The 13,719-nt window shown below is 67.2% G+C and carries 17 protein-coding genes, 1 tRNA gene and 1 pseudogene; 2 read left to right on the top strand and 17 right to left on the bottom strand.

All coding sequences use genetic code 11. The annotated features are described in order from the left end of the window. Positions 1-14 precede the first annotated feature (14 nt). From AC3A6P_RS30750 to AC3A6P_RS30775, 6 genes are all read right to left on the bottom strand, one after another. Positions 15-530 carry a nitroreductase family protein gene (locus tag AC3A6P_RS30750; RefSeq protein ID WP_487696166.1) on the bottom strand — a complete coding sequence of 172 codons (516 nt, stop codon included), beginning with the start codon at positions 528-530 and terminating at the stop codon, positions 15-17. Then, positions 530-1,726: an acyl-CoA dehydrogenase family protein gene (locus AC3A6P_RS30755; protein ID WP_487696167.1), complete on the bottom strand. Its 1,197-nt coding sequence runs from the start codon at positions 1,724-1,726 to the stop codon at positions 530-532. The genes AC3A6P_RS30750 and AC3A6P_RS30755 overlap by 1 nt, the downstream gene beginning before the upstream one ends. Further along, positions 1,723-2,829, bottom strand: coding sequence for an LLM class flavin-dependent oxidoreductase (locus AC3A6P_RS30760; protein WP_487696168.1), 1,107 nt, complete (start codon positions 2,827-2,829; stop codon positions 1,723-1,725). Before AC3A6P_RS30760 ends, AC3A6P_RS30755 begins: the two co-directional genes overlap by 4 nt. Then, positions 2,826-3,557, bottom strand: a complete 732-nt coding sequence (locus AC3A6P_RS30765; protein WP_487696169.1) for a DUF1684 domain-containing protein — start codon at positions 3,555-3,557, stop codon at positions 2,826-2,828. Before AC3A6P_RS30765 ends, AC3A6P_RS30760 begins: the two co-directional genes overlap by 4 nt. Further along, the gene (locus AC3A6P_RS30770) at positions 3,554-4,621 is read right to left on the bottom strand and encodes an LLM class flavin-dependent oxidoreductase (protein WP_487696170.1); all 1,068 of its coding nucleotides are present in this window, start codon (positions 4,619-4,621) and stop codon (positions 3,554-3,556) included. Before AC3A6P_RS30770 ends, AC3A6P_RS30765 begins: the two co-directional genes overlap by 4 nt. A gap of 99 nt (positions 4,622-4,720) precedes the next feature. Beyond that, a tRNA-Arg gene (locus AC3A6P_RS30775) sits at positions 4,721-4,793 on the bottom strand. A 66-nt stretch (positions 4,794-4,859) separates the two neighbouring features. Here AC3A6P_RS30775 and AC3A6P_RS30780 point away from each other — a divergent pair. Continuing rightward, positions 4,860-5,060: a CsbD family protein gene (locus AC3A6P_RS30780; RefSeq protein WP_487696171.1), complete on the top strand. Its 201-nt coding sequence runs from the start codon at positions 4,860-4,862 to the stop codon at positions 5,058-5,060. Positions 5,061-5,186: 126 nt separating this feature from the next. Here the strand turns inward: AC3A6P_RS30780 and AC3A6P_RS30785 are convergent, their stop codons facing one another. Next, positions 5,187-6,008 (bottom strand): TIGR03621 family F420-dependent LLM class oxidoreductase, encoded by an 822-nt coding sequence (locus tag AC3A6P_RS30785; protein WP_487696172.1) that lies wholly within the window; start codon positions 6,006-6,008, stop codon positions 5,187-5,189. A 59-nt stretch (positions 6,009-6,067) separates the two neighbouring features. On the opposite strand from AC3A6P_RS30785, the gene AC3A6P_RS30790 reads away from it, so the two are divergent. Continuing rightward, positions 6,068-7,129, top strand: coding sequence for a glutamate--cysteine ligase (locus AC3A6P_RS30790; RefSeq protein ID WP_487696173.1), 1,062 nt, complete (start codon positions 6,068-6,070; stop codon positions 7,127-7,129). Here AC3A6P_RS30790 and AC3A6P_RS30795 read toward each other — a convergent pair. The 10 genes and pseudogenes from AC3A6P_RS30795 to AC3A6P_RS30840 form a co-directional block, all read right to left on the bottom strand. Continuing rightward, positions 7,122-7,826 (bottom strand): anti-sigma factor, encoded by a 705-nt coding sequence (locus AC3A6P_RS30795; protein WP_487696174.1) that lies wholly within the window; start codon positions 7,824-7,826, stop codon positions 7,122-7,124. The genes AC3A6P_RS30790 and AC3A6P_RS30795 overlap by 8 nt on opposite strands. Beyond that, on the bottom strand, positions 7,823-8,404 hold the full coding sequence (locus AC3A6P_RS30800; protein WP_487696175.1) for a sigma-70 family RNA polymerase sigma factor: 582 nt from the start codon (positions 8,402-8,404) through the stop codon (positions 7,823-7,825). The genes AC3A6P_RS30795 and AC3A6P_RS30800 overlap by 4 nt, the downstream gene beginning before the upstream one ends. Positions 8,405-8,434: 30 nt before the next feature. After that, entirely contained in the window at positions 8,435-9,208 is a 774-nt protein-coding gene (locus AC3A6P_RS30805) for a DUF1365 domain-containing protein (RefSeq protein ID WP_487696187.1), read from the bottom strand. A gap of 141 nt (positions 9,209-9,349) precedes the next feature. Then, the gene (locus tag AC3A6P_RS30810) at positions 9,350-9,856 is read right to left on the bottom strand and encodes an ANTAR domain-containing protein (RefSeq protein WP_487696176.1); all 507 of its coding nucleotides are present in this window, start codon (positions 9,854-9,856) and stop codon (positions 9,350-9,352) included. After that, on the bottom strand, positions 9,753-10,811 hold the full coding sequence (locus tag AC3A6P_RS30815) for a poly-gamma-glutamate hydrolase family protein (RefSeq protein ID WP_487696177.1): 1,059 nt from the start codon (positions 10,809-10,811) through the stop codon (positions 9,753-9,755). Before AC3A6P_RS30815 ends, AC3A6P_RS30810 begins: the two co-directional genes overlap by 104 nt. 2 nt (positions 10,812-10,813) lie before the next feature. After that, positions 10,814-12,040, bottom strand: coding sequence for an Nramp family divalent metal transporter (locus AC3A6P_RS30820; protein WP_487696178.1), 1,227 nt, complete (start codon positions 12,038-12,040; stop codon positions 10,814-10,816). Positions 12,041-12,105: 65 nt separating this feature from the next. Next, the gene (locus AC3A6P_RS30825) at positions 12,106-12,357 is read right to left on the bottom strand and encodes a hypothetical protein (protein ID WP_487696179.1); all 252 of its coding nucleotides are present in this window, start codon (positions 12,355-12,357) and stop codon (positions 12,106-12,108) included. Positions 12,358-12,415: 58 nt separating this feature from the next. Further along, positions 12,416-12,664 carry a hypothetical protein gene (locus tag AC3A6P_RS30830; protein WP_487696180.1) on the bottom strand — a complete coding sequence of 83 codons (249 nt, stop codon included), beginning with the start codon at positions 12,662-12,664 and terminating at the stop codon, positions 12,416-12,418. 7 nt (positions 12,665-12,671) lie between these two features. Further along, the gene (locus AC3A6P_RS30835; RefSeq protein ID WP_487696181.1) at positions 12,672-12,914 is read right to left on the bottom strand and encodes a hypothetical protein; all 243 of its coding nucleotides are present in this window, start codon (positions 12,912-12,914) and stop codon (positions 12,672-12,674) included. 542 nt (positions 12,915-13,456) lie between these two features. Further along, a pseudogene (locus AC3A6P_RS30840) lies at positions 13,457-13,719 on the bottom strand (hypothetical protein); the annotation flags it as partial.

A 13,719-nucleotide genomic window follows, 5' to 3' on the forward strand; every position in this document is an offset into this window, starting at 1 on the left:
TCCCCGGCAACGGCCTACCAGCGGCCGCGATGTACCACCTCGTCGAATGGCCGCCGGTCCGGGTTGAGAATCGGCTTCAGCGGACGGTCGGCGGGATATCCGATACCGAGGAGGAAGGCCACCAGGTAGCCCTCCGGCACCCCGAGGATGTCGCGGGCGAGTTCCTGCTCGCCCACCGAGGAGTGGCCGGTGCCGATGCCGAGGTCCGTGGCGGCAATGGTCATGGCCAGTGTCGCCTGGCCCAGGTCGTACCGGTCGATGAGCTTGCTGCGTTCATCCGTGGGCTCGGGGATCACCAGCGCGATCGCCGCCGGCGCCGACGCGATGTGCTTGGCGCCCTGCCACACCGTCGAGAGTCGCTGCAGCTGCTCACGGTCGGTGACGATCACGAAGTCCCAGTGCTGCTGATTGCGCGCCGACGGTGCCCGCCACCCCGCTTCGGCAATGCGGTCGAGGTCGGCGTCCGAAATCGGATCGGGCCGGTAGGTCCGGACGTTGCGCCGCGCTCGGATGGCATCCCATGTCTCCATCACAGTGAGCTTAGTGCAGCCGCGCCGATGACCTCCAACACCGCGTCGGTGTTCGGCGGGTGCAGTGACCCGGTGCGCACGTCGCGGAAAAGTCGTTCCAGCTCATGGCGTTTCGACACAGAAGCCGCACCCACCACCTGGACCGCGATGTCCACCACTTCGCGCGCGGTGGTGGTGGCGAACTCCTTGGCCGCCAGGGAGCGCAAGAACGGCCATGGTCCTTCGTCGTAGTGGGTGGTCGAAGTCAGGAAGGCCGACACCGCCTCCAGTTTGATCTCGGCCTGGGCGATCTGCCGCTGCACCGCGGGCTTCTGAGCGTGCCGCGCTACGTCGGCCCGCAGCGAGGTCCGGGTCTGGGCGCCCTGGATCGCGAGGTCGAGGGCGCGGCGGGCAATGCCGAAATACACACTGGACAGCAACGGGAGGTACGAGGCCAGCAGCAGCAGAACGTAATCGGGGTAGTCGGGCCCGACCGGATGCACGGCCACGGTCTTGTGCGCGTCGGCGTGAGCGTTGTCGAAGACGGTGTCGTGGCTGGCGGTGGCCCGCACACCGAGGGCATTCCACGTCTCCTCGATGCGGACACCGGGATCGTCACAATCGACGAAAGTGTGCACGATCTTGGGATTGGCGGGATCGGAGTCGTCGCGCGCATGCACCCCGATCTGGTGCCACACCGGCGACAACGAGGTGAACACCTTGCGACCGGTGATGCGGTAGGAACCGTCCGGTTGCGGAACCGCGCGCACCTGCGCGTCGTCGAGGCCGACGTCATTGCCGTGTTCGCCGTGTCCCGCGGCGAATACCTGCCCGGCGGCGATGCTGTCGAGCAGCCAGCCGACGTCGGCCACACCGCGCTCGGCGGCTTTGGCGGCCGAGGCGCCCCAGTACAGGTGCATGTTGACCGCGAGTGCGGTGGCCGGCGCCCAGTACGCGAGGTGCCGTTGCTCGTCGGTCAACTCCTCGAGTGACAGCCCGTGGCCGCCGAGTCGTTCCGGCAGCGACGCCTTGAGGTAGCCGGCGTCCAGCAGTTCGGCGAAATCTTCGGCGAAGAAGGCGTTTTCGGAGTCGTACCTCGCGGCGCGGGCATGAAACCGTTGATAGTCCTCGGCGCTGAAGAACCGGCTGCGGAAGCCGTCGGCCAGAGGGCTGGTCCCGCTGATCACGGTGGCGGTGGGTGTGTCGGTGGCGGTCATGTCGGGCCCCATTCTTTTGCCAGTAGTTCGAAGGACCGAAGGCGGTCCCGGTGGTCGTGGGTCATGGTGGTCACCACCAACTCGTCGGCGCCCGTCGCGCGCTGCAACCGATCCAGCTTGTCGGCCACCGTGTCGGCAGTGCCGACGAACTGGGTGGTGATCCGGTCCTGTACCAGCGCGGTCTGCTCGGGTGTGAGGGCCTCGACGGTGTTGGGGTCCGGGTAGGGGATGGCGCCGCGGCCACTGCGGATGCTGTGTACCCACTGCGGGAACGGCTTGGCCAGATGTTCTGCTGCCGAACCTGTTTCGGCAACCACGACATCTGCGGAGACCACCACGTACGGTGCGCCGAGGACCGCGGAGGGCCGGAAAGCCCGGCGGTAGGCCGCCACGGCATCAAGGGTGGTTCCGGGGCTCACGTGATAGTTGGCCACGAACGGCAACCCGCGTGCCCCGGCGGTCTGCGCGCTCTGGCCGCCGCTGCTGCCGAACAGCCACACCTGGACGTCGGCACCCTCGCCCGGGGTCGCGGACAGGTGCAGTTCCTTGGTGCGGAAGGTCCCGCCGAGCAGAGCGAGGATGTCGTCGAGCTGGGTGTCGAAATCAGGGATGTCGGCGCCTTGTTGCAGCACCGATCCGATGGCGGCGAACCGTTCGGACTTGATGAGCTCCGTGGTGCGAAACGGTGCGGGAAACGGGATGCCCTCAATGGTTCTGGCCTCCTGGGTGGCCGGTTCCTCCCTGCCGCGCAACGCTTCTGCGCGACGCTGCCCCGAGCGGCCCAACCCCAGATCGATACGGCCCGGGTGCAGGGCGTCGATGGTGCCGAATGCCTCCACCACCGCCGCGGCCGTGTGATGACCCACCTGGACGGCCGCCGAGCCCACCCGGATGCTGTTGGTGGCGGCGGCGATCAGGCCGATCAGCACAGCAGGCGACGCGCTGGCCACCGCCACGAAATGGTGCTCGGCCACCCAGTAGCGGCGGTATCCCCACTGCTCGGCATGGCGGGCCAGGTCGACAGTGTTGCGCAGGGCTTGCCGCGCCGTGGAGCCCTCGCTGATCGGCGACAGGTCCAGGACCGACAACGGCACCCGGCTCATCGCGGTGTCTTCTCGCCCGCCTCGACGGCCACGGGCAACCGGTTCTGGGCCGGCGCCACCGGGCAGGTCGCGTAGTCGGTGAACGCACACGGCAGGTTGGCCGCGCGGTTGAAGTCCAGGATCACCGCGCCGCCGTCGTCCGGTGCGTCGATCGACAAGGACCGCGCCGCCGGGTACGTCGTCACCCCACTGGTGGCGTCGGTGAACAGCACCTGCAGACCCGTGGCCGCCTTACCGAACGCAACCAATTGCTGTGCGGCCCCGTCGATCTCGAAGTCGATGGTGCCGACTGCGGTGTGGTGGTGTTCGAGCCCCTCCACCACCGCACCGGTGGTCACGGTGACGGGCTTCTCGTACGGGGTGAACGTGGCGCCGACGCGCCACCGGTCATCGGGCGCATAGGTGGGGATGCCGGTGTAGGACTGCAGATGCGGGGATTTCGGGTCATGTACCCGGAGCGCCACCGAACCGGTACGGCGGATCACCTCGATGCGGCGGTCCCCGTCCTCGACGAGCAGACCCGGCGCACCCTCGGCGGGCTCGAGTCGCTGCGTTCCCTCGATGCCCTCGATGTACACCGCGTCCGCGTCAGCTCGCCACCTGCCTGGCAGATCGGCGATGGTCTCGAAGTCCTCCGAGAGCCAGTACAGCCCGGTGATGCTGACCCAACCCAAGGGATCGCCGTAGTAACGTTCCCGCTCCCGGTGCCACTCGTTCCAGTCGGTCATGAGATGGATGTCCTTTCTGATTGCGCGATAAGCGGTCTGCTCGGAATCTGCGCGCGCAGCACGGGTGCGACGGCGGATTGGAAGAGTTCGAGGCTGCGGCGTTTCTGGACGGCCGTCACACCGTCGGTATCGGCGCTCAGATGGATCACCTCGTGACCGAACTGCTGGTGGTAGCGGCCCACCTTGTCGACGACCTGTTCGGGTGAGCCGATCAGCGCCGAGCTGCGGTCGATGAAGTCCTCGATGGTCTCGAACACGATCGGCAGCCCGACCCGGCGCTGGAAGTCCAGCCGGGTCTCGAAGGTGGGCCGGAACTCGTCGATGGCCTGCTGGGAGGTGGATGCCACGTGAAAGCCTGCGGTGCCGGCGCCGACGAGCGCGTCCTCGGGCCGGTGGCCGTAGAACTCCCAGCGGTCGCGGTAATGCCGGATCAGCTCGGCGTACGGCTCGATGGGATTGGTGACGTTGGCGGAGAAGATCGGGTCACCGTGCCGAGCGGCGAGGTCGACGGAGTCGATGCTGGTGGCGCTGCCGTGCCAGATCCGGATCTTCGGTTGCAGCGGCCGGGGTAGTGCCTTGGCGTCGTTGAGTTCGGGACGGAACCGACCCGACCAGGTGACGTGCTCGTCGGCCCAGAGTCGGCGGAACAGCTCGTAGCCCTCGCGGTTGCGGTCCCACTGGTCGTCCGTGGTGACGTGGAACAGCTCGGCCTGGGCGGCACCGTTGCCCTTGCCGATGATCAGCTCGAGCCGGCCGTCGGACAGGTTGTCCAGCGTGGAGTAATCCTCGAACGCGCGCACCGGGTCCAGCAGGCTCAACGTCGTCACCGCCGTGAACAGCGCGATCGTCGATGTCCTGGCCGCGATATGACTCAACAGCACCGGGGGAGACGACGAGATGAACGGATCCTCATGGCGCTCGCCGACGGCGAACCCGTCGAACCCCAGCTCCTCGGCCAGCACTGCCGCCTCGACCACCTCACGCAGCCTCGCCGCAGCGCTGCGCTTCTGCCCGGTGGCCGGGTCGGGGTGGTGCGCAATCAGCGTCAGCAGCAGGAACTTCACGATGGATTCAGGATGGCGGCACCACCCTGACCTGCCAAGAGTTTGCGTCGTCCTGAATCGTGCGGCTACCAGCCGAGCGAGCCGTGCGCATCGAACTAGTGCCCCCGGCAGGAATCGAACCTGCGACACCGGCTTTAGGAGAGCCGTGCTCTATCCCCTGAGCTACGGGGGCGACGGTGGGAGTGTACTCGGCGCCGTGGGGTGTTTCAGCCGCCGCATCGTCGGTAACTCTGAAGCCATGAGTACCGCAGACAAGGCATGGATCAAGGTCGACAAGCTCGCCGGCATGGCAAAGGAAAAGGTGGGCAAAGCAACCGGAAACCGCCGCCTTCAGGCTGAGGGCAGGGCGGACCGGCTCAACGTCAGCGTCCGGACGGCCGGCGAGAAGCTCAAGGACGCCGTGCGTGGCCGTTCGAGGAGCCGCCGCACAGTGCGATGAGGGGAACATGGCCGCGCGGTACGGTCCCGGCGGGATATCCCCGGACCCACGCGAGGGCCTTCGTGATCCGCTGCGTGAACATGGACTGCGCTGTACCCACGGTGAACCACAGGTAAACCGTGGGTGTCAGCGCAGTTCTGCTATGACTTTCGCGAATTGGTCGGCTTGGCGCGACATCACGGTGAAGTACGGAATGCCGTAGTCATCGCGCAACCGGCACAGCTGGTTGGCCATGTCACGTGGGGTGCCCGACAGCACTCCGGGCATGGCCAGTAGCTCCTCGTGGGTGGCATTTGGCGCGTAACGCCGGGTGAACAACAGATCGGGCTTGCCGGAGTCGTCCTCGGGGGACGCTGTGATGGTCAGGTTCAGCTCGAGTTGGTCGAAGCGGTCACCTGCCGCGGTCCGCACGAAGTCGACGCGCTCGGCAAGCGGATCGTCGACGCCTTTGCCCACGTCGGAGCCCGTCAGCCCCACGATCTGCGCCTGCCGCGCCGCGAGCGTGAGCACCCGGTCCCCGTTGCCGGCCACCAGCAGGGGTATCGCCGGGTGGTGCTCAAGTAGGTATCCCACGACGTGTTCGAGGTGGGTGACCCGCTGGCCCGCACTCGGGTAGGGCAGCTCAGCGGCTTCGAACTCCTCGCGGACGTACCCGGCGCCGAGCCCCAGTTCGAGCCGGCCGTCGCTGATCAGGTCCACATCGACCGCGTCGCGGGCCAACAGCGCCGGTTTGTAGAACCCCGCGTTGAGAACGTTGGTACCCAGCCGGATGGTCGACGTCACCGCCGCGGCCGCTGCCAGCGCCGGGAACGGCGCAATGGCTCCCAGATGGTCGGGCACGATGAAAACGTCGTAGCCGAGATCCTCGAAACGCCTGGCATTTTCGATCAGCGCGGTCCGTGAATGCACCCGGTTGACACCCACGCCGAAGCGGAAGTTCTGGCTCATCGGCTGTGATGCTACGCGCGCGGCGTTTGACCGCACCGGCATTGGTGTATTCCGCCGCGATGACCACTGCATTCGGTGACCCGCCGACCATCGGCGTCGAGGAAGAGTTCCTGCTGGCGGATCCGGATACCGGGGCGCCTGTGGCGAAGAACTCCGAAGTCGCCCGTCACGCCGCCGAGCAGGACGTGGAACTGCAGATGGAGCTCACCACCTGCCAGGTGGAGACCGCCACAGGTGTTCTCGACAACCGCGACGACGTGTTCGCGGAGGTCACGAGATTGCGGCGGCTCACCGCCGAAGCCGCTGAGAAGGCGAACGCCCGCCTGTTGGCCGTGGCCCTGCCTCCTACCGTGCCGCACGAGTTCCCGATCACCGACAAGCCCCGCTACCACCGCATCGCCGAGGAGTTCGGCATGATCGCCCACGAGCAGGGCATCAGCGGGTGCCACGTCCACGTCGCGGTGCCTGATCGTGACGCCGCGGTCCGGGTCTGCACGCGGTTGCGGCCGTGGCTGCCGCTGCTGCTGGCGGTGAGCGCCAATTCCGCGATCTACCGCAACACCGACACCGGCTATGCGAGCTGGCGCAGCATCCTGTGGGCCCGCTGGCCGAGTGCCGGCCCACCGCCGCACCTGCAGTCGGCGGCCGAGTATGACGACGCCATCGCCGAAATGCAGAGCGCGGGAGCGATTCTCGATGACGGCATGGTGTACTGGGACGCCCGCCCGTCGGCGAAGTTCCCCACTGTGGAGATCCGGGTTTCGGACGTCTGCGCCACCGCGGCGGACGCCACCCTGCTGGCCACGTTGGCCCGCGGCGCGGTGATGACCGTGCTGAACCGCCCCGATCTCGACCGCGCCGTGCCGGATCACCTTCTGCACGCCACCTATTGGCGATGCGCCCGCGACGGTGCCGAAGGCCTGATGCCGTCGCTTCTGCACGCGTTCGTCGAAGAGCTGCGCCCGGCGCTGGAAGCCGCCGGTGACTACGAGTACGTCGTCGCAGAGGTGGGCCGGGTGCTGCAGGACGGCAACGGCGCCATGCGACAACGCCGGGCCTGGCGGCGCGCCCACGACATCAACGACGTGCTGGCGGAGGTGGCGGCCGCCACGGTCAGGTGAGGGGCAGGCTCGCGAACGGTTCGCTCGTGGGTTGCTGGGAGCCGCCCGGAGGTTCGACGGTGAACGCCAGCGCCGTCGAGTCCCCGATATCGGGCACCACCGCAGTGGTGGACGGGGTGACCGCCGCTGAATCCATGGTGCCCGCCGGCACCGCCTGGCCGTCACGCAGCAACCACATCTGATACACCGTGCCCGCCGAGGGGGGCGGCACGTTGTTCATCACCAGGTAGGCCGCATCGCGTTCACGCGAGAACACCAGCGTGGCCTGACCGCCTGCGGGCAGTTCGCCCGACACCGTGCGCACGTCCGGAGCGGCGAAGATCTGCTCCGCTGGCGACGGCGCAGCTGCAGGGCGCAGCGCCATGCCGACACCCAGTGCGCCGAGGCCGATGACCACCACCGCGGCCGCCGCCAGGGCAATCTGACGCCAGTTGCGGCGTTGCGGCAATGTCCGTACCCCGTCGGAGGCGGCCGCCGAGAGCACCGCGGCGCGCAACGAGTCAGGGGGATCGATGGCGGTGGCGGCCGAGAGCGTGGCCATGGCCTCACGGATGGCACGCACCTCGTCGTAGAACGCCTGCGCCTCACCGGACTGCGCCACCCTTGCCTCGACGTTGGTGCGTTCGTCGTCGCTGAGTGCGTGCAGCGCGTAGGGCACCGCAAGATCCATCACGTCGTCGTCGATCGGCCTGGTCATCGCAGCCCCAAGCAGTTGCGCAGGCCACGCAGCGCGTCGCGCATCCGAGATTTGACGGTGGCCAGGTTCGCCGAAAGTCGTTCGGAGACCTGCACATACGTCAGTCCGTCGTAATACGCCATTTGAATGCATTGGCGCTGCAGGTCGGTGAGCCCGTCGAGGCAGGCGACCACCTGCTGGCGTTCCTCGCTCAGGATCACCGCGTCGCTGACGTGGTCGCTGGCCGGTTCGACGTTGGCCGCGCCGTAGCGGGATTCACGCAGCGTCGCCGCCTGCTCGGAACGCACCCGGTCGACGGCGCGTCGATGCGCCAAGGTCATCAACCACGACAGGGCCGAGCCGGCGGCGGGGTCGAAATTCTCGGCTGAGCGCCACACCTGCAAGTACACGTCCTGGGTGGTTTCCTCGCTGTACCCGGGATCGCGGAGAACCCTGGTGACCAGGCCGTACACCCGTGCGCGGGTGGTGTCGTAGAACGCTGCGAACGCGTCGGCATCGCGTCGCGCCACCTGGCGTAACAGCGCGTCGAGGTCCGTCACGTGCATGAGCCTAACGGGCGGCAAGGCGAGAGCCGTCATGTCAGTCGCCACCGAAGGTAGGTGTCCCGCTCACAACTGGTGAACCTCCTCGGATTCGAGGACACGCGCGGGGGTGACGGGGCAGCCTTGCGGGCGCGGCACCACAGGCACGCGGCGCAGCCACAACGTGATGCCCTGCACCCGGATACTCAACGCACCCATCAGCGGAGCCAGTGGTGCGGTGATCTGTAACCCGGCCACGTTGCCGGTGCTGGCCTTGCGCCTGCTGCCGCGCAGGGTCGCGATGAATGCCGGGTGATTGTCGCGGTGCAGGGAGATCGTGACGTCGAGATCCTGCTCCGGGCGCGGTGCCCGAACCAGGTAGTGCCCGTCGACGTCATTGAAGGGAGATACGTAGAGCCGCTTGGGCACCACCGCCGGCTGACCCTGATCAGGCGGCAACAGGTAGGCGTGCCGGTCGCCGTAGGTGTTGTGTACCTCGGCGATGACAGCGCGCACCTCGCCGGTGGCGTCGTGACACCAGAACAGGCTCAGCGGGTTGAACACGTAGCCGAGCACTCGGGCGTTCATCAGCGCGGTGATGCGGCCTCCGGGCAGATGGACGTCATGGCGAGCAAGGAAGGTCTCCACACGCCGGCGCAACGTGTCCGGGCCCTCCGCCGGCGCCTCGAAGTGATCGCCGGCCTCGAATCGGGCGAAGGGCCGCAACGCCCGCGGCAATCGGGGCGGTTCGTCGATGTCGATATACCAGCTGTAGCTCTTGTGCTCGAAATAGTGGTGCACCGGTGCGCGGCGCAGGTGGGTGACACGGGTGCGATACAGCGCCGGGGCGGCGGATTCCATCCCCGCCGCACCGCTGCCGGTGAGCACGACTGACCGTTTGCTCGTCTCGTTGAACCGCACATCTGGTATTCGGAGTTGGCGGCCCACCGGATGGGTCACGTCAGATTTTCCGGTGCTTCGTCGAGAGCGGCCAGGGCTGGTTCAGGCGACGCTGGCAGTGCCCCGGGCTCTGTCGACCAGATGGCCCCAGGTCTGCGCGGCGGCCTCGGCCGCGGGTCCGGTGACCAGGCCGAGTGAACCTTCGGCGAGTTGTACGAGCGCGCGGGCCAGCGCCAGGGTGCCGAGCCCGTTCTGCTTGGAGACGGCTGCCAGTTCGGTGAAAGCTTCGTCAGGGGTACACCCGCGGAATGCCACCAGGACACCTTTGGCGATATCCAGGGACCGACTGTCGACGGACGGGGTGTGTGAGTTCCGAGGCAACGCGTTACAACCTTCCAATAGCCGAGATGGACTCACTCTAGTTGTCCACCAACCGAATTGGCTGGCATTGACCAACAAGAAAGCTGGGCGTCGAACAGAACGTGAACAGCAGGTGGCCGGAAGGTCAGCGCCAGCTCCGGGCGGCCTCGGCCAGCCCTTGGACCAACGCGGAGGTGGCGGGGCAGAGCCCGTCGTCCCCGGGCATGGCGCTACGCGGGCTGATGCCACGCACGCGAGGCGAGAGTTCCAGTTGTACGCCGCCGCGAACAGGCACGTTGACGGGGTTGTCGGGGTGCAGTCCACGCAACTCACCGGGGATGTCGTCGAGGTCGGTGATCAGTTGGTAGCCGGGAACGTCGACGTGCCGGGCGACATGGCCGGCCAGTGTTCGGTTACCACCGCCGGCGAGCAGGTGTGTGCTGCGTCCGAGCCGGCCGTAACCGTGCACCGAGATGACCGAGTCGACGTGGTCCAGGAATGCGCGCAGCCGTGTCGACTCCGCCGGAACGTACTTCGCCGACGCGAGATGGTGTGGGTAGTGGTCGGGGTGATGCACCACGTATACCGACGCGCCGGCGGCATCGGCCGCACGTTCGGCGATGACGTCGGTCATCCGCTCGAGTCCACCGCCGTGAATCGCCATGAAGCCGAACGTCGACCGCAGGGTGCTGGTCTCGCGCACTCCGGGTTGGGCGAGCAGCGCCGACAGTGACGTGGGTGCATCCGGAGACGCGGGACCCAGTTGGCGAGGCCAGTGCACCGGATCCCAGCGCCGCAGGAACTCGAGCCATCGCTCGGGAAGGCCGTGCTGTCGTGCGCCGTCGATGATCCGCTCGAGATAGCCCGGCCGTGGCGCGCCGGGTTCGACCCGGTGATCGACGTACACCCACACCGTGGTCGGTCCGGCCTCGGTATCGACCGTCATCCGGTTGCGCCGGTAGCGGACCGGCACACCTTCGGCGCTGTCCAGTGTGGCGAGATCGCGATCCGACACGTCCCAGATGACGCCGTGCACTTGGGATCCGGCGAACGGTTCGATGGTGGCGACACCACGTTCGTTGATCAACCAGTCGTGATCGGCGAGGGTGGCCAGCCGCGGCGACACGGCATCAGGGCACCGGCGCGCCATTTGCTGCACGCACAGGTTGGACCCGTACGCGAAGTAGAGATGACGCACCGCCAAGCTCAGCCCGTCACCGTCAGATAGATCAACACCACGTTCAACAGACTAATCAGTGCGGCCACCGCCCAGCCCAGAACAGTGGTCAGCCGCTGGTTCACATCGGCGCCCATCAAGGTGCGGGAGCTGGTGAGCCGCACCAGAGGGATCAACGCGAACGGGATACCGAAGGACAGCACCACCTGCGACAACACCAGCGCGCGGCTCGGATCGAAACCCACCCCGAGGATGATCAGCGCAGGGATCAAGGTCACCAGCCGACGCACGAGAATAGGGACGGACACCTTCAGCAAGCCCTGCATGATCATGGCGCCGGCGTAGGCGCCCACCGACGTCGACGCCAACCCCGACGCCAGCAGGCCGATCGCGAAGAACAGTGCGATCGTCGGGCCCAGCGTGTCCTGGACCGCCGCGTGTGCGCCTTCGATGGAATCGGTGTTCTCACGGCCCTGCAGATGGGTGGCTGCCACCAGCAGCATCGACAGGTTCACCGCGCCGGCGACCAGCATGGCCAGGGTGACATCCCACTTGGTGATGCGCAGCAGTCGGCGCCGGGGTGCCCCGGCGGCGGGATTGCCGTGGCGATCCCGGGCCAGCCCGGAATGAAGGTAGACGGCGTGCGGCATGACCGTCGCACCGAGCATTGCGGTGGCCAGCAGCACGCTCTCGGCCCCGTCGAATCGGGGGATCAACCCCGGAGCCACCTCGGCCACCGACGGCGGTTGCACCAGCAAGCTGGTGATGAATCCGATGGCGATGACCAGCAGTAGGCCCGTGATGACCCGTTCGAACATGCGCTGTCCGCGACGGTCCTGTATCAACAGCAGACCCAGCGACACGGCGCCGGTGATGATGCCGCCCACCAGCAGCGGCAGGTCGAACAGCAGGTACAGGGCGATGGCTCCACCCACCACTTCGGCGAGATCGGTTGCCATGGCCACCAATTCGGCCTGTAGCCAGTACGCGATGCGGGTGGGCCTGCGGGTGTGGTCGGCGATGGCTTCGGGAAGCGAGCGCCCGGTCACCAGGCCGAGCTTGGCCGACAGGTATTGCACCAGCCCGGCCATCACGTTGGCCAGCAGGATCACCCAGACCAGCAGGAAGCCGAACTGCGCTCCGGCGCTGACATTGGCGGCCACGTTGCCGGGGTCGACGTAGGCGATGGCAGCAACAAACGCCGGCCCGAGCAGCACGAACCCGGATTGCAGTGGCGTCTTGGTGGCCTGGCTCAATGCCCCAACTCTCTGTCCGCGTCAACGAATCAGAAAGTTAGGTTAGCCGAAATCTCCGTGACGAACTACCCGAACCCGATGATCAAGCCGGATCCGCCCCAGCCATAACCCCAGCCGTAGCCCCAGCCCGGCCAGCCGTAGTCCAGTGGCGGTGGCGAGGTGTAGATGGAGGTGCTGCCGTTGGTGCTGCACCGGGTGGTCTGCGGCGAGACATTGGTGCAGTCCGGCGCGGCGAGTGCCGCCGGGGAAAACAGAACCGCCGCCGACAGCACCAGGGCTGTCAGCGGCGGGGTGAAGACTAGTGTTGACCTACTCATGATCGCTCCGATCGATGAGTCGATCCTACGCCTCAAAAAACCCGTTGACCAGGCATTTTTATGGGAACTGCACGACGTAGTTCGGGTAGTCCCAGTAGCGATACATGAAGCCGGGCCAGGTGGGTTGCCCCATGGCCGGCGGCGTCGTGACAATCTGGTTGCTGCCCCCGCTGGTGGTGCACCGAGTGGTCTGCGGCGACACGTTCCCGCACTGCGGCTGTGCGGTCGCGGCCGGAGAAAGGAACACCGCCGCCGACAACGCGACGGCTGTCAGCGGCGGTGCCAGAACCTTGATCGAGGCCTTCATGCCGGGGTCAGAGAACCCACATGCCTCCACCCCACGGCCACATGCCCCACTGGGTCTCCCCGAGCTGACCGGGCGAGCTGGTGATCTGGGCGTTGCCCGGGCTCTGGCAGACAGTGCTGGTACCGGAAACGACGTTGCCCGCCTGCGTGCAGTTCGTGGTGGGTTCAGCCGACGCCAGCGGTGCGGCCATGATGGCCCCAGCGGCACCTGCGGCTGCGAGCAGTGCGGCGACGGTGAAACGTGACTTCATCCCTTGGTCCTTAACCTCGGTTGGATTGTCGGATGGATGAAGCGTACAGCCCTTTGCCAGTGACACGAGGTGTGTCGAACAAGCTGCATATGCCGGGCTCGGCCTGCTGGACCAGTCCGGGCACAAGTCCTCGCGAGGCGGGCTACCTGCTTGACGACGACGGCCGCGGCGTTGTCTTCGGGGATCTTGTCGAGCGTGATCCCGAGCCCGGCCGCGAGCTGACGGATCACCGAGCCCCACCCCAGGCTCAGCAAGCCGGGCTCAACAGCATCGGCGGAGGTTGCGGCGCTCCCGCTGGCTGACAAGGGGGTCCGTGCTTTGGTGGCCCGGTTGGCGCCCACCCAGCGGTCAACGTTTCCCCGCGGCAGGCCACCGAGCAGTTTGGCTTGGCCGGATGGGTTGCCTCGCTGGACAATCCGACCTCAAGTGAGCGGACTCAGCAGCTACTGGGCTGGAGCCCGCCACACCTGGGTCTGCTGGGTCGTATCGGCGCCGCGCAGCCATAGAAGTGCGTGGGCGTGGCCCTCAGTGCGGCGACACCTCTATACCGGTGGTTTTCGTGGGGGTTTCCCGAGGGTGCGTTGCAGGGCGTTGTGTTCGCGTTCGGCGTTGATGTGTTGTTGGCGGTCTTGGTCGCGGGTGCGTTTGCGGATGGGCATGGTGATACCCGGGTGCGCTGTGCGGCGTCTTGTGCGTGTCGGGGGTGGCAGGGCGGCGGTGGTGCAATCCCAGTCGGGGAACAGCAGTCTGCTCGTCGGTTGCGTGATGTAGGTGTGGCCGGTGGGTGCGGTCCAGCGGACGTCGC

It is taken from the genome of Mycobacterium sp. Soil_C_30, from assembly GCF_057656995.1.